Origin of the sequence: Leifsonia shinshuensis (genome assembly GCF_022606355.1) — a bacterium.
GTDB lineage: Bacteria > Actinomycetota > Actinomycetes > Actinomycetales > Microbacteriaceae > Leifsonia > Leifsonia shinshuensis_B.
The window spans coordinates 1,287,700-1,302,501 of the sequence record NZ_JAHHZQ010000001.1 but is presented as its reverse complement, the minus strand read 5'-3'; the positions used below and the strand labels follow the sequence as shown (position 1 = coordinate 1,302,501).

The following is a 14,802-nucleotide window of genomic DNA, read 5'->3' as shown; positions in this document are numbered from 1 at the left end:
TCAGCCCAGCCGCTCGACCACGTACTCGACGCAGCCGATCAGCGCGCGGACGTCCGCGGGCTCGATGGCCGTGAAGGTGGCGATGCGGAGCTGGTTGCGGCCGAGCTTGCGGTACGGCTCGGTGTCGACGATGCCGTTGGCGCGCAGTGTCTTGGCGACCGCCGCGGCATCGATCGCGTCGTCGAAGTCGATGGTGACGACGACTTGCGAGCGGTGCGCGGGGTCGGTGACGAACGGCGTCGCGTAGTCGACGGTCTCGGCCCAGGAGTAGAGGGCGCCGGACGACTCCTTCGTACGGGCGTCCGCCCAGGCGAGGCCGCCGTTCGCGTTCATCCACTCGAGCTGGTTCTCGAGCAGCACGAGGGTCGCCACCGCCGGCGTGTTCAGCGTCTGGTCGAGGCGCGAGTTGTCGATCGCGTTCTTGATTCTGAGGAACTCGGGGATGTAGCGGTCGCTCGCGGCGATGCGCTCGACCCGCTCGATCGCCGCGGGGGAGAAGAGGGCGAGCCAGAGGCCGCCGTCCGACGCGAAGTTCTTCTGAGGCGCGAAGTAGTAGACGTCGGTCTGCGTCACATCGAAGTCCACGCCTCCGGCCGCGCTCGTCGCGTCGATCACGGTGAGGGCTCCCGCGTCTCCGTTCACCCGCGTCACGGGCGCCATCACGCCGGTGGAGGTCTCGTTGTGCGGCCAGGCGTAGACGTCGACGCCGGCCTCCACCTCGGGCTCCGCGCGCGAGCCGGCCGCGGCTTCGATGACGCGCGGGGCCTGGAGCCACGGGGTCTTCGCCGCCTTGGCGAACTTGCCGCCGAACTCGCCGAAGACGAGGTTCTCGCTGCGCTGGTCGATCAGCGAGAACGCAGCGGCGTCCCAGAACGCGGTCGAGCCGCCGTTGCCGATGACGACCTCGTAGCCGTCGGGCAGGCGGAACAGCTCGGAGAGCCCGGAGCGGACCCGGCCCACCAGGTTCTTGACCGGCGCCTGCCGGTGGGAGGTGCCGAGCAGCTCGGCGCCGGGGCCGGCCAGGTACGCGATCTGCTCGGGGCGGACCTTGGACGGGCCGCAGCCGAATCGTCCGTCGGCGGGCAGGAGGTCGGTGGGAATCGTCACGTCCGGCATAACTGAAGTGTATTGGCTGTTGGAACTCCAGACGGTCCGCTGTCAGCGGTGTGCGGGGCGCCGTCACCTCGCTGTCACCTGCAGCAAGTAGGCTCGTACGCGATATTCGCGCGCCCGCACGTGGAGGGGTTCATGACCGACCTGATCGACACGACAGAGATGTACCTTCGCACCATCCTGGAGCTGGAGGAGGACAACATCGTCCCGCTGCGCGCGCGCATCTCCGAGCGCCTGGGGCACTCCGGGCCGACCGTCTCCCAGACGGTGGGGCGCATGGAGCGCGACGGTCTCGTCGTCGTCTCCGGCGACCGGCACCTCGAGCTCACCGACGACGGTCGCAGGAAGGCCGTGCACGTCATGCGCAAGCACCGCCTCGCCGAGCGGCTGCTCAGCGACGTGATCGAGCTCGAGTGGGAGTACGTGCACGAGGAGGCCTGTCGCTGGGAGCACGTGATGAGCGAGCAGGTGGAGCGCAAGCTGCTGACCATGCTCGGGCACCCGACCGAGTCGCCCTACGGCAACCCCATCCCCGGGCTCGGTGAGCTGGGCGCGCCCGACGCGGCCTCCACCGAGAGACTGATCAATCTCGTCGACGTGGTGCGCGGCGGCGATTCCGAGGTGACTGCCAGAATCCGTCGCCTCGGCGAGCCGGCCCAGGTCGACCCGGAGCTGCTCCTCCAGCTCAAGCAGGCGGGCGTCTTTCCAGGCTCGACCGGCACTTTCGCTGCGGCGGGATCGTACGTGGCCGTGCAGATCGACGGCTTCGAGAACGGGCTGGAACTGCCGAACGAGCTCGCCGCCCATATCTTCGTCGACGCGTGATCGCCGTTACCGATTTGTTAAAAAGAGCGTTAAACAATGTGACAAATCGCGGGTCGTCCCGTAGTCTCTAACGAGTCCGAACGGGCCAGAAGCCGGCCCATCAGGACCCCGACCGGGACGCTCCAACCCCCCTGAAGCCCGTCTCCCGGCCGGTGAAGCCGAAAGCGAACGCATCGGACGGGGCAGCTCCCTAGTGCTGCCGGAGCGCAGGAGGATGCACTTTGGCACACTCTGGTACGCCCGGTTCTTCCGAGGACCGAGCTCCTCAGGACCCGGACATCACCTCTTCGACACCGTCGACCGCGTCCACGACCCCCGATCTCGTCTCACGACGGTCGCTGCACGCCGCGAAGACCCCCTCTTCCGCACCGCGCGCACCGAAGCCGACCGCGGCGCCCCGGGCCACCGTCGCCGCCCAGGCAGCGCAGTCCAAGCCCGCCGCAAAGAAGCGCAAGGGCGGGTGGGCTCTCAACGTCGCCGTCATGACCGTGGCGACGGGCATCATCGCCACGATGTCGATTCCGGCGTTCGCCCTCCAGGAGGGCGGTCAGTCCGCCGCGTTCGGGCCGAGCGCAGAAGACACCATGAAGAAGGCTCAGGCGCAGTCCGTCGAGGTCGCCGGAGGTGTCGCCGCCTCCGCCGTAAGCCGCGATGTGGCCACCGCCACCAGCCAGCAGGAGCTCGACTCGAAGAAAGCGGCCGCCGCGGCAGCCGCCGCCGCAGAGGCCGCCCGTCAGCGCGCAGCCGTTTCGTTCGCGAACTACGCCGCCTATAGCGGTCCGAGCGTCTCCGACTTCCTCGCCAACCCGCCGTACCCGAGTTTCAGCCTCTCGCAGGTGTTCTCGGTGGCTCAGCAGTACATCGGCACTCCGTACGTCTACGGCGGCTCCACGCCGGCCGGGTTCGACTGCTCGGGCTATGTCATGTACGTGTACGCCCAGTTCGGCATCTCGCTTCCGCACTCCGTCTCGGGTCAGGCGGCGAGAGGCAAGCGCATCTCCATCCAGGACGCGCAGCCCGGCGACATCGTCATCATGCCGGGCCACGACGGTTTCTACGCGGGCAACGGCAACATCATGGATGCTCCGGACTCCGGCCGTTCGATCTCGATCCGGCCGATCTGGACGAGCGACTTCTACATCGTCCGCTTGGGTATCTGACGATCGAACCCGCGGTGAACACTGCGGATCACGCTCCCGGAATGGCGCGCCACGAATAGGTGGCGCGTCATTTCTGCGTTACTCTGATGCCCTGGCGCAGTGCCAGGCAGCCGTGCAGATCGGAGCATCCGATGGCCGAGTCGACCCGAGTGCGGTCACCGCAGGTGGCCACCGGGGACGAGCGCGGCCTTCGCACGGAGGCTCGGGGAGCCCACGTGTTGTCGCCTCGCCGCGACTTCCTCGCCTGCCGCCACCACGTCGAGGCCTGCCACCGCCACCATGTGGTGTGCCGCCACCATGCCGCCGTCTTCCAGGGCGCTGTCCGTTCGGACAGTGCCCTTTTTGTTTGCCCCGCACACCCGAAAGGTCGCAGATGAAGACACTGGTCCTCAACGCCGGCTACGAGCCACTCGCGGTCGTCTCCTTCAAGCGCGCAATCGTGCTCGTCATGAATCAGAAGGCTACCGTGCTCGCGAGCGATGCGGATCACCCCGTCTGGAGCATCTCCGGGCGCTACGACCGCCCGTCGGTGATCCTGCTCACCCGTTACGTGCGCATCCCGCACGGCCGGGCGGTGCCGGTCTCCCGACGCGGCGTGCTGCGGCGCGACAGCCACCGCTGCGGCTACTGCGGCAAGACCGCGACGACCATCGACCACGTCCTCCCACGCTCACGTGGAGGGGCGGACAGCTGGGAGAACCTCGTCGCCTGCTGCCTGCGCTGCAACAACGTAAAAGGCGACCGCACCCCGGTCGAGATGGGCTGGACCCTCAAGCTCACCCCCCGTGCCCCGCACGACACGTCGTGGGTGGTCCGCGGTGTGGAGGGCGGCCAAGACGAGTGGCGAGACTACCTGGGGGTGGCCGCCTGAGGGCACGGCCCACGCCCGGCCTCCGGTAGGCTGGGAGGACTGGCCTCTGTAGCTCAATGGAAGAGCTGCTCCGTCCTAAGGAGAAGGTTGGGGGTTCGAGTCCCTCCAGGGGCACCAAACGAGTTCAAGACGTGAACACGTCGGTCACCACTCCACCCACACCGCAGAATCCGACGGCCTCGGAGATGCCGTTGTATCGACTGCCGTGGAAGGACCTGCCGGGTCGGCTGCATCACCCTGTCGCCGACGATCGCGCGTGAGCGATCGCCGGGAAGGTGCCCCGAGACGCCGGGACACTCCTCCCTGGCATCCCGGGAACCTTCCGCGGCACAATGTCCGACATGGACCACGTCGATGTGCTGATCATCGGTGCCGGTCTGTCCGGGATCGGCGCGGCCCACTACATCCAGGAGCGGATGCCGGGGAAGACCTACGCGATCCTGGAGGCGCGTGCGGCGCTCGGCGGCACGTGGGATCTGTTCCGGTACCCCGGCGTGCGGTCCGACTCCGACCTCAGCACCTTCAGCTACGAGTTCCGTCCGTGGCGGCACACCGCTTCGATCGCCCCCGCGCGCCTGATCCTCGACTACCTCAGAGAGACGGCCTCCGAAGAGGGGATCGAGCAGCACATCCACTATTCGCACCGTGTCACAGACCTCGCGTGGTCCACTGCGGAGGCGTGCTGGACCGCGACCGTCGAACACGGCGCGGGCGGACAGACCACCAGCGTGCGCGCCTCCTGGGTGTTCTGCGCGAGCGGGTATTACCGCTACGACGAGGGGTATTCCCCGGTGCTCCCCGGTGCGGACGAATTCCGTGGACGATTCGTCCACCCGCAGGCGTGGCCGGAGGGCCTCGACTACACGGACAAGAACGTCGTCGTGATCGGCAGCGGCGCCACTGCCATGACCATCGTGCCGGCGATCGCCGGTGCGACGCGGCACGTGACCTTGCTGCAGCGCACCCCGACCTACGTCCTGCGTCTGCCGTCGGTCGACGCCTACGCGGTGCGGATGCGGGCACGGCATGGAGATCAGCGGGGGCACGAACTGGCGCGCCGGCGCAGCATCCGTCGCCAGCGGATCATCTGGACGATGTCGCAGCGGCATCCCCGTGTGATGCGGCGGTTCATCCGCTGGGTGAACCGGAGATCGCTGCCGAGCGGCTACCCGGTCGATGTCCACTTCAACCCGCCCTACAACCCGTGGGATCAGCGACTGTGCCTCGCCCCCGACGGCGACCTGTTCCACGCGCTTCGCGACGGCGCCGCATCCATAGTGACCGACCGAATCCGTACGTTCACCACGACGGGAGTGCTCCTCGAGTCCGGTCGCGAGATCCCCGCCGACATCGTCATCACCGCGACCGGACTCAACATCCAGCTCTTCGGGGGGATCCGTATGACCGTGGACGGTGAGCCCGTGGTTCCGCGAGATCACGTCGTGTACCGCGGAATGATGCTCGACCACGTACCGAACTTCGCGTTCGCGATCGGCTACACCAACGCGACCTGGACGCTGAAGATCGGGCTGCTCTGCGAGTACTTCACCCGGCTGCTGGACCACCTGGACGAGAACGGGTGGGCGGTCTGCAGGCCGGAACTGCCCGCCGGCGGCGTGACGAGGCGGCCCCTGCTCGACTTCGGCGCCGGCTACGTGCAGCGCTCGCTCGACGTGCTTCCCCGACAGGGGGACCGGGAGCCCTGGATCACCTCGGTGAACTACTACGACGACGTGAAGCGATTCCGGAGGGCACCGGTGCAGGACGGATCCCTGCGCTTCGAACGCGCGCACACGGCCCGTGAGACACCAGGAGGTCACGCATCGGCCGCTTCCTCCTGACGGTTGGTCGCGACTGAACCTCGTGGTCGCTGAAACGAGAGTGCCGGTCGCCGCCCCTCAGCGCGTGGCCGCAGGCCTCGCTTTGGTGAGCATGATCGCCGCCGGGGGCGCGGGAAGATCCGGGCGGAGCGCGAAGCCGGCGGCCTGGTAGATCTCCTGGTTCCGAAAGCTGCGGACGCCGGTGAAGAGCGCGAACGACCGGGCTTCGGGCGGGGCGGCCGCCTCGATGTGTTGCAGCAGCCGGCGACCGAGGCCGGCGCCCTGCCGGTCGGGTGCGACCATCAGTCTGCCGATCTCCCAGACCCCGTCGCCCTCAGGTCCGATGACCAAGCGTCCGCGCACCGAGGCCACCAGGCGCGGACCTTCGCGCACCACATACGTGTCCCAGCTCGCGATGTCGCTGCGGACCTGATCGAGTGGTTCGCTCAGGGCGGGGATGTCGAAGGTCTCGTTGGCGATCGCCTCCTGAACCCAGCAGGCCCGGGTGAGCACCGAGAGCTCGGCTGCGTCGGCGTCGGTGGCGGCGGCGATGGTCAGCTCGGTCATAGTCGTCATGGTCGCACCTCTCTGCGTCGCAGATCTATCATCGGGTCATGTCCGCCATCGTGGTAGGTGCAGGGCAAGCCGGTCTTTCCGTCAGCCACGAACTGGAGGCCCTGGGCGTCGAACCTGTCGTGATCGAGCGGGCGAAGCCCGGTCAGGCCTGGAGGGACCGGTGGGACACCTTCACCCTTGTCACACCGAATTGGACGATGGCGCTGCCGGGGAGCCCGTATTCCGGATCGGAGCCGGAGGGTCACGTTCCTCGGGACGTGATCGTGGGCTACCTCGAGGACTACGCGCACTCTGTGGCGTCGCCGATCGTGGAGGGCGTCGACGTCACACGGTTGAGAGCCGACCGGGACGGTCTGCACGCGGAAACCAACGACGGGGAGCTGGTGGCGGATGCGGTTGTCGTGTGCACAGGCTCGTTCGCCAGACAGCATCGCCCGTCCGTCCTCGCCGCCGTTCCCGATTCCCTGATCCTGTCGTCGAGTGAGTACCGGAATCCCGGTCAGGTCCCGGCGGGGAAGGTCGTGATCGTGGGCAGCGGCCAGACCGGGTGCCAGATCGCCGAAGAGCTGGTCCGTTCGGGCCGGGATGTGGTGCTCGCGTGCGGGCGGGCGCCCTGGGCGCCGCGACGTCTCGACGGCACAGACATCATCACGTGGCTCGAGCGGACTACGTTCTTCGATGCGACGGTGGCCGATCTGCCGTCTCCCGCGGGCAGATTTCTGGCCAATCCGCAACTCACGGGAGCCGGGGGAGGGCACGACCTGGGCTTCAGGACGCTTCAGGCGCTCGGGGTCCGACTCGCCGGCCACGTCGCCGGCTGCGACGGGGGACGAATCGGTTTCGTCGATGACGTGGCCGACTCGGTTGCCTTCGCTGACGAATGGTGGGCCGGCATGCGTGCCATGATGCGCGCACAGCTTCCGGCCAAGGGCTTCGGCATCCCCGAGATGACCGCTCCGCCGCCCTTCCGGTGTGAACCGGTGGACGAGGTGAGCCTGCGGGACGTCGGGGCGGTCGTGCTGGCTGCCGGGTTCAGGCCCGACTACAGCTGGATCGACGGCGATGTCTGCGATGAGCTCGGCTTCCCCGTGACTCAGGACGGCGCGAGCCTCGTGATGCCCGGTCTGTACTTCTGCGGCGTGCACTTCATGCGAGCTCGACGGTCGGCCTTGTTGTTCGGAGTGGGACGGGATGCTGCGATCGTGGCGCAGGAGGTCGCGCAAGCCAGCGCATGACGGGCGGCTCAGTCCGGGGGAGGACGACGCACGCGCCCGCTTCCCTGTTCCGCACTTGTTCCCGGTGCTCCTTGGCCTCCGGGGCCGGAGGACCGCGAGAATCGCCACGACAGCTCAGATTCCGGGATGGTGAGTCCGGAATCGACCCTCAGGCCGGGACGATACGAGGCGGGCATGCGTCCAGCTTCCTCCGGACTCTGCCGCAATCGAGTGAGCTCCTCTGTGATGATCGCCGTCAGCTCCGGAAGCTTGAAGACACGATTGAGTCTCACCACTCGGGCACGTCGACGCTCAGCCACTCTCCCAGGTCGGCGATCTCAGCGTGTACCATCGCGTGTTCGTCTTCGTCGAAGGGCTCGAACTCGTGAACGGCTCTGACTCTCAGTTCGTCGTGCTCGAGGTCGATCTCAGCGTCGAGCATTCCCACGAACCGGTCGCCCATCAGTATCGGATGGGCGAAGTATCCGTACTTTCGCTGCGGCTTCGGCTTGAACTGTTCGAGCACGTAGTCGAACTCGAAGAGTTCGCGCAGCCGGGGGCGATCGAAGAGCATGCCGTCATAGGGGCTGAGGAACGCGGCGCGGCCGTCTCCGTCGTTCTCGAGCGCGGTGAGTGCTTCGGGGTCGACGCGCCATTTCTGGCGCATCCCGTCGATCGTCGCCGGTTCGCCGGCATCGCCAACGGGGGTCCAGGGCGATCGCTGCTTGGCGATGCCGGCCGCCTGGAGTCTGCGCTCGTTCAGTAGCCGTTCGGCCTCCTCGTCGTCGTATTCGGGCAGATCGGGCGGGTAGACGCGCTCGGCCAGATCCCAGCGCCGATGGCGTCCGTGTCGGCCCGCGACGGCGACCTCGCCCTGTCGGTGGAGGAAGTCGAGCATGTGCACGACCTGGTTCGACCCTGACCAGCCATCGGGCGCACGCGCGACGTCGGCGGTGTCCGGGATCTGGCCGGCCAGGAGCGGACCTTCGGCTCGCAACCGCGCAAGGACTTCGGTTCGGAAGCGGTCGTTGGCTTCCAGCCACTGGCGGCTGCTCTCCCTGCGTGGCCAGCGCCGCATGGCCGGCAGCATCAGCGGCAGCAGGCTCACGGGACGGAACGCTCCGTCGAACTCGAACAGCAGCCGGTCCGATTCGACGGCCTTCGAAAGCTGGGCTCTGTCGTATGCGGAGCCGATCCGTGACCAGAGGATGGTGTGCTCCGCCGGCGCGATGGTGGCCGTTGGATCGATCTTGATGGCACCGAGCTGCTCGGCGATCCCGACGACGTCGTCGGGCCGATCGGCTTCCAGCAGTTGCGCCTGCACGGCGATGCGGCGGGCCTGGTCGCGAGTGAGCCGGTGCATCACGGAATCTCCGTTCCCTGTCCGTCGATGGCCATCACGGGTCATAGCGTATGTCGGTGGCGGGCCGGCCGCGATCGCCATCACGATGCTCACGCGACGCGGTCGCGCCTACTCCGATTTGAGTAGATCCCCTCCGGCTGAGGATGACGACACGGCTGCATGCGCCGCGTCACGATTGCTGCATGACAACGACAACGACACCGTCGACGACCTCGGCGCACGGGCCGCTGACGACGCGGGAGCCCGCGATCCGCATCGTCGGGTTGCGGAAGAGTTTCGCGCACGTCGAAGCCGTGAGCGGCATCGACCTTCTGATCGAACCGGGCGAGACGGTCGCGCTCCTCGGCGCGAACGGCGCGGGCAAGTCGACCACGATCGGGATGCTGCTGGGCACGATCACCCCCGACTCGGGCTCCGTGCTCGTCGAGGGCCGACCACCGCGCCCGGCGGTCGCTGCCGGGCGCATCGCGGCGATGATGCAGGACACCGGACTGATGCCGGGGGTGAGCGTTCGGGAGCTGGTCTGCCTGACCGCGTCGTTCTACTCGGATCCTGCCGACGTCGATGAGGTCATCGGCGCGGCCGGGTTGCGGGAGGCGGCGCGTCGGCGCGTGGACCGGCTCTCGGGCGGTCAGGCGCAGCGGTTGCGGTTCGCTCTGGTGGCGGTCGCCAACCCCGCGATCATGGTGCTCGACGAGCCGACCCGGGCGATGGATGTTCAGGCGCGCGCGGACTTCTGGAGCAGCATCCGTTCGTTCGCGGCCACGGGACGTACGGTGCTGTTCGCCACTCACTACCTGGATGAGGTCGACGGCAACGCCGATCGTGTGGTGGTGATGGCCCGGGGCCGGGTCATCGTGGACGGCACCCCGGCCGAGCTGCGGTCGCGGTCGGGCGTGAGCACCGTGTGCTTCCGCACGAACGACGACGACGACCGCGACGCGCTGGCACGGCTCGACGCCGTGGCGGACGTCGCACGCATCGGAGGACGAGTCGTCCTGCGCACCTCCGATCCCGACCGGACCGTGAGGTCCCTCGTCGCCAGCGGGGTGACGTGGCACGACCTGGAGGTCGCACCGCCGAGCCTGGACGACACCTTCCTCGAGCTCACCCAGGAGAGATCATGAGCATCCACTACCTTCGCCTCGAAATCGTGCGCATTCTGCGTGACCCGAAGTACCTCGCGCTGGCCGTGCTGGCCCCGATCGGCTTCTACCTCCTGTTCGCCACCATCTTCGGCGGCGGGCCGACGCCGCCGGGGGAACTCGACGCGCGCACAGAGATCATGGTCGCCATGGCCGCGTACGGCGGGATCTGGGCAGTCCTCTCGACGACGGGCCCGCGCATCTCCGAAGAACGCCAAGTCGGATGGTTCGACCAGATCCGCACCATGCCCGTCAGCGCCTGGCAGGTGCTGTCGGCCAAGGTCGCGGCCAGTGTGCTGATGGCGTTGCCGGCCATCGTGCTCGTCTGTCTGACCGGCGCCATCGTGAAGGGTGTCGCCCTCACACCGGGTCAGTGGGTCGCACTGGTGTCGAGCATGTGGGCGGGTACGGTCGCTTTCGCTGCGATGGGCATCGCCATCGGGTACGCAGTGGGATCGGATGTCGCGTATGCGCTGAGCTACGGGTTGTACACGGCGATGTCGGCGCTCGGTGGCTTGTTCGCACCGCCGGCTGTACTGCCGGACGCGATGCTCACGGTCGCGCGGGCCTTGCCGAGCTATCAGCTGGCGAACCTCGGCTGGCACATCGCGGCCGGGGAGGTCCCCGATCTCATGAGCGTCGTCGTGCTTGCCGCCTGGACTCTCGGATTCGCCGTCATCGCGTTCGTCGCCTACCGCCGCCCCGCGCTGTCCGTACTCACCAGGACCCGCAGGCACGCGGATAAGCTCGCCGTATGAGCGAGCGAACGAGCTCCGCCGACAGTCTGCGCGACCGCCGCGTGCTGCTGGTCGACGGCGCGATCGCTCTCGTCCTCGCCGTCATCACGGTCGCGGGCGTCGGCGTCGAACTCGCGGGGTCGCCGTTCGTGTTTCCGTCTCCCGTCGGCGCTTACATGCTCGCGGTCGCCGCCTGCGCACCGCTGGTCGTGCGGCGCTCCTACCCGATCTCGGCCTCCATCGCGGTCCTCCTGGTGACGGCCTGCTACCACCTCGTCGGCTATCCCGGCCAGGCCCCGGCGCTCGCACTCTTCCCCGCGCTCTACGCCGTGGCCGCCTACGGAACGCGCATCCGCTCGCTCGTGACGGCGGTCGCCCTCGCGGCCGCGTGGTCCGTGATCCCGACACTGCCCCCGCATCCACTGCCGTGGACGTCGTGGCCGATCCTCGGCCCGGCGATCGGGATGGTGTGGCTGGCCGTCGTCGGAGCCACGGTCCGGCAGTCGCGACTGACCGCACGTCTGGGCTACGAGAATGCGGCAGCGCTCGCCGAGGCGACTCTGCGCGAGGACCTTGCGCGTGAACGGTTGGGCATGGCGCACGAACTGCACGACGTCCTCGCCCACACGATCTCGGTGATCTCGGTGCAGAGCAGTGTCGCCCTCGACAGCATCGACACCGACCCGGCCGCCGCGCGTCAGGCGATGGCGACCGTCCGGTCGTTGGCGAGGCGCGCGATTCCCGAAGTGCGGGCCACCCTCGAGCTGTTGCGCAATCCCGGCGACGCGGACGCCCGGAACGTCCCCCAGCCCGGGCTCGCACAGTTGCCGGAGCTCGCGGAGCAGGCGCGTGACGCCGGCCTGACGGTGGAACTGTCCGTCGACGTCGACGACGCGACAATCGGTCCGCACCTCGAACTGATCGCATATCGGATCGCGCAGGAGGCGGTCACCAACGTCATCCGCCACTCCGACGCCACGACGGTGCGCATCTCGATTCGGCGTGCCGGAACCGACCTCCTGGTAGAGATCGTCGACGACGGCCACGGCACGGATCGTCCACTGAAGGCCGGGCTGGGCCTGACCGGGATGTCGGAGCGTGCGGCCGCCGTCGGGGGAACAGTGGACGCCGGCTTCGTGGCAGGCGGCGGATTCCGCGTCCGGGCCGGCCTGCCGGGCGCCCCCGGCGACAGCGCCGACACGGCAGCACGCCGTTCGCCTTCGGACACGCGGTCTCTGCCATGACGGTACGTATCGCCCTCGCCGACGACCAAGCGCTCATCCGCGAAGGATTCCGGGCCATCCTCGAACGCAGCGACGATCTCGTGGTCGTGGGTGAGGCGGTCGACGGAATCGACGCCGTCTCGCTGGCACGGCGGCTGAAGCCGGATGTGGTCGTCATGGATGTGCGGATGCCCGGGCTGGACGGAATCCAGGCGACCGCTCGGATCACTGCGGATCCCGACCTGGCGGCCACCCGCGTCCTCGTCGTGACGACCTTCGAAGTCGACGAGTACGTGTTCGCCGCGCTCAGGGCGGGGGCGAGCGGGTTCCTCCTGAAGGATCTGGAAGCGGATGATCTCCGGCGCGCCGTTCGAATCGTCGCCGACGGCAACTCACTGCTCGCGCCGAGTGTCACCCGCCGTCTCATCGCGGAGTTCGCGGCGAGGCCCACCCGCGACTCCGCCATCCTGGATCGGCTCGGGGAGCTCACCGCTCGTGAGAAGGAGATCGTGGTCCTCGTCGGGCGGGGGCTGAGCAACGACGAGATCGCCCGCAGGCTGCAGATCTCTGCGACCACGGCCAAGACGCACGTTTCGCGGGCCATGCTCAAGCTCGGCGCGCGCGACAGGGCTCAACTGGTGGTCTTCGCCTACGATGCGGGGCTCGTCACACCTGCCGGGCCGTGACGGCACGGGCCGGTGGAACAGGGTGCCCACCCTCAGCTGTCGAATCCGCGGTCGACCGACCACGACCTCCCGGTAGGCCAGGCGGTTCTCCAGGTCGTTGCGAGAGAGCACCGGCGCGTTGTGGAGGAAGAGCCGCCGTGGTTCCTGACGTGCTCCTCCCACGTTCATCCTCGACGCGCCCGAGGTGGATCTCACAGCTCTGAATCGAACACGGCGATGGTGCGGATGAGGCGCCGCTGCTCTCTGAGGATCCGCGACTGGGCTCCGTAGTTCGCCTTGAAGGCGTCGGCGAATTCGACGGGGTCGCCGAGCAAGTCCGTGAGCGATGTCCTGTCGGCGGCGCCCTGCTCGAACAGCTCGGCGAGGTCGTCGACCATTCGGAGGCGTTGTCCGCCGTCCCCCGGACCCGTCTTCGTCGCGTAGCGCACCACAGCGCGCATGGTCGTGTCGTAGGGCTCGGGAAGCCGGTGGGCCTGCGCGTTGCGCTCACGACGGCGGCGTTTCCCGGCGTCGGGCTCCGATGTGGAGGGCATGGTCGTCTCCGTCAGGTTTCGTCGGGGAGGTCGTGGAGGCGCTGCACGCGGGTCCAGCCCCGCCAGCCGCGCTCGTGCAGGATGTCGAGCAGTCTCCCGGCGACCGGTGAGGAAGCGAGCGTCGTCGCGTCGACGAGGTCGATCAGCGTGTCGTCCAGGTCGTCCGGATTCTCCGACCGGCCCGCTGCGATCGACCGGTTCATCAACGTCTCGAGGGCGTCGGCAAGCTCGACGATGCGCGGCTCCTCCGCAGTCCAGTCGACGGCTTGCGAGAGGAGGAGGTACAGCCGGACCATGTCCGGATCGTCCAACTCGGCATGCTTCCGACCGATCACCGCGTCGATCTCGTCAGGGACCTGGGCGGCGACCATGATCCAGGCGTCGCGCTCCAGCTGGAGGATGCGCTCGTCCACGCCGATACGTCGCAGCCGGTCGAGGTAGTCGACGACGCTGGGAGGGAGAGCCAGGCTATCGCCGGCTGCGAGAGCTGCGATGCGCGTGCGGTTCCGCTGCAGCCTCCTGACCTCGGCGCGCAGCTGCGCGTCGATGCGCCGGACCTCCGCCGCGAACTCGTCCGGCTCCGCATCGAGGAGCTGCTGCACCCGGGCCAGGGGAACGCCAGCGTCCGCGAGCGCGTGGATGCGGATGAGGGTGACCACGGCGGCCGCGTCGTACGTGCGATACCCGGAGCGGTCGCGCGGGGGTTCAGGCAGGAGGCCGATGCGGTGGTAGTGGCGCACCGCCTTGATCGTCACCCCCGCGTAGGAGGCCAGCTGCCCGATCGTGATCAACGCTCGAGCACCCGAGCTGCCCGCCGCAGCTCGGCCGGGAGTCTGAGCGTCACTGGGCCCCATCGCGTCCACCGCCTTCCTCACCCACCAGTGTGGGAGGTTGACCCAGGGTCAGGGTCAACCGCTTTCTGCGACTGCGGGTCAGGGAGGGCCGGACTACCCGCCCACCCTCTCCCTGTACCGCAACGCCGTCACACCCGACCGGAAGTCCGTGCGTTCCACCAGCTCGAGCTCGATGCGCTCCCGCAGCCCCGCGAGCAGCGTCGGCCCGTGCCCGGCGAGCACTGGTTGCACGACGAACACGTACTCGTCGATCAGTCCCAGGTCGGCCAGTGCGAGGGGGAGGGCCACCCCGCCCACGAACAGGCCTTCCCCCGGCTGCGCCTTGATCCGCTCGACCGACTGCCGGAGGTCGCCGGTGAGCAGCTCGGCATTCCAGTCGACGCTGCCCAGCGTGCTCGATACGACGTGCTTGCGGGCCGTGTCGATGGCCTCGGCGAACGGGAGCTGCGTCTCGTCCATCCACTCGGGCCATTCGCCAGTCGCCGGCCGGCGCCAGGCCGACTCCATCATCCCGTAGGCGACCCGGCCGAAGAGCAGGGCGTCCGCCCGCTCCATCTCGGCGGTCCAGAACCGCATCGACTCCGCGTCGGGCGGCAGGCCCGCCTCGTGATGCACGCAGCCGTCGAGCGTGACGTTGATCGAGTATCGAAGCGGTCTCATCCTGTGCCCCCTGAGCTGCGAT

15 protein-coding genes, 1 tRNA gene and 1 pseudogene are annotated in these 14,802 nt (G+C 68.5%); 10 read left to right on the top strand and 7 right to left on the bottom strand.

From position 1 onward, the window contains the following. Complete coding sequence (serC, locus tag KNO15_RS06265; RefSeq protein WP_241702553.1) at positions 1–1,116, bottom strand: phosphoserine transaminase; 1,116 nt, start codon at positions 1,114–1,116, stop codon at positions 1–3. A 132-nt stretch (positions 1,117–1,248) separates the two neighbouring features. Here serC and KNO15_RS06260 point away from each other — a divergent pair, with 132 nt between their 5' ends. From KNO15_RS06260 to KNO15_RS06240, 5 genes are all read left to right on the top strand, one after another. Beyond that, positions 1,249–1,938, top strand: coding sequence for a metal-dependent transcriptional regulator (locus KNO15_RS06260; protein WP_241702552.1), 690 nt, complete (start codon positions 1,249–1,251; stop codon positions 1,936–1,938). Positions 1,939–2,420: 482 nt separating this feature from the next. Next, entirely contained in the window at positions 2,421–3,098 is a 678-nt protein-coding gene (locus KNO15_RS06255) for a C40 family peptidase (protein WP_241702551.1), read from the top strand. A 373-nt stretch (positions 3,099–3,471) separates the two neighbouring features. Then, positions 3,472–3,969 (top strand): HNH endonuclease, encoded by a 498-nt coding sequence (locus tag KNO15_RS06250; protein ID WP_241702550.1) that lies wholly within the window; start codon positions 3,472–3,474, stop codon positions 3,967–3,969. Between the two features lie 42 nt (positions 3,970–4,011). Then, positions 4,012–4,086: transfer RNA gene (locus KNO15_RS06245), tRNA-Arg, on the top strand. A gap of 224 nt (positions 4,087–4,310) precedes the next feature. Further along, on the top strand, positions 4,311–5,810 hold the full coding sequence (locus tag KNO15_RS06240; RefSeq protein WP_241702549.1) for a flavin-containing monooxygenase: 1,500 nt from the start codon (positions 4,311–4,313) through the stop codon (positions 5,808–5,810). 57 nt (positions 5,811–5,867) lie between these two features. Here KNO15_RS06240 and KNO15_RS06235 read toward each other — a convergent pair whose 3' ends face one another. Continuing rightward, positions 5,868–6,365 (bottom strand): GNAT family N-acetyltransferase, encoded by a 498-nt coding sequence (locus KNO15_RS06235; protein WP_241702548.1) that lies wholly within the window; start codon positions 6,363–6,365, stop codon positions 5,868–5,870. Between the two features lie 38 nt (positions 6,366–6,403). Between KNO15_RS06235 and KNO15_RS06230 the strand changes: the two genes are divergently transcribed. Then, positions 6,404–7,600, top strand: coding sequence for an NAD(P)-binding domain-containing protein (locus tag KNO15_RS06230; protein WP_241702547.1), 1,197 nt, complete (start codon positions 6,404–6,406; stop codon positions 7,598–7,600). 68 nt (positions 7,601–7,668) lie between these two features. On the opposite strand, the pseudogene KNO15_RS06225 reads toward KNO15_RS06230, so the two are convergent. Then, positions 7,669–7,776: pseudogene (locus KNO15_RS06225) on the bottom strand (aminoacyl-tRNA hydrolase); the annotation flags it as partial. A 92-nt stretch (positions 7,777–7,868) separates the two neighbouring features. Continuing rightward, complete coding sequence (locus tag KNO15_RS06220) at positions 7,869–9,023, bottom strand: DNA glycosylase AlkZ-like family protein (RefSeq protein ID WP_242599112.1); 1,155 nt, start codon at positions 9,021–9,023, stop codon at positions 7,869–7,871. Positions 9,024–9,124: 101 nt separating this feature from the next. Between KNO15_RS06220 and KNO15_RS06215 the strand changes: the two genes are divergently transcribed. From KNO15_RS06215 to KNO15_RS06200, 4 genes are read left to right on the top strand one after another with little or no spacing between them, the layout of a single operon-like run. Next, positions 9,125–10,069 carry an ABC transporter ATP-binding protein gene (locus KNO15_RS06215; protein WP_241702546.1) on the top strand — a complete coding sequence of 315 codons (945 nt, stop codon included), beginning with the start codon at positions 9,125–9,127 and terminating at the stop codon, positions 10,067–10,069. After that, positions 10,066–10,845: an ABC transporter permease gene (locus KNO15_RS06210; protein WP_241702545.1), complete on the top strand. Its 780-nt coding sequence runs from the start codon at positions 10,066–10,068 to the stop codon at positions 10,843–10,845. Before KNO15_RS06215 ends, KNO15_RS06210 begins: the two co-directional genes overlap by 4 nt. Continuing rightward, complete coding sequence (locus KNO15_RS06205) at positions 10,842–12,068, top strand: sensor histidine kinase (protein ID WP_241702544.1); 1,227 nt, start codon at positions 10,842–10,844, stop codon at positions 12,066–12,068. Before KNO15_RS06210 ends, KNO15_RS06205 begins: the two co-directional genes overlap by 4 nt. Further along, positions 12,065–12,733 carry a response regulator gene (locus KNO15_RS06200; RefSeq protein WP_241702543.1) on the top strand — a complete coding sequence of 223 codons (669 nt, stop codon included), beginning with the start codon at positions 12,065–12,067 and terminating at the stop codon, positions 12,731–12,733. The genes KNO15_RS06205 and KNO15_RS06200 overlap by 4 nt, the downstream gene beginning before the upstream one ends. Before the next feature lie 191 nt (positions 12,734–12,924). Here KNO15_RS06200 and KNO15_RS06195 read toward each other — a convergent pair whose 3' ends face one another. The 3 genes from KNO15_RS06195 to KNO15_RS06185 all read right to left on the bottom strand — a co-directional run bounded on the left by KNO15_RS06195 (position 12,925) and on the right by KNO15_RS06185 (position 14,780). Further along, positions 12,925–13,266 carry a DUF1048 domain-containing protein gene (locus KNO15_RS06195; RefSeq protein WP_241702542.1) on the bottom strand — a complete coding sequence of 114 codons (342 nt, stop codon included), beginning with the start codon at positions 13,264–13,266 and terminating at the stop codon, positions 12,925–12,927. Positions 13,267–13,277: 11 nt separating this feature from the next. Further along, positions 13,278–14,120, bottom strand: coding sequence for a MerR family transcriptional regulator (locus KNO15_RS06190; RefSeq protein ID WP_241702541.1), 843 nt, complete (start codon positions 14,118–14,120; stop codon positions 13,278–13,280). Positions 14,121–14,213: 93 nt separating this feature from the next. Beyond that, positions 14,214–14,780, bottom strand: a complete 567-nt coding sequence (locus KNO15_RS06185; RefSeq protein ID WP_241702540.1) for a dihydrofolate reductase family protein — start codon at positions 14,778–14,780, stop codon at positions 14,214–14,216. Positions 14,781–14,802: the final 22 nt, after the last annotated feature.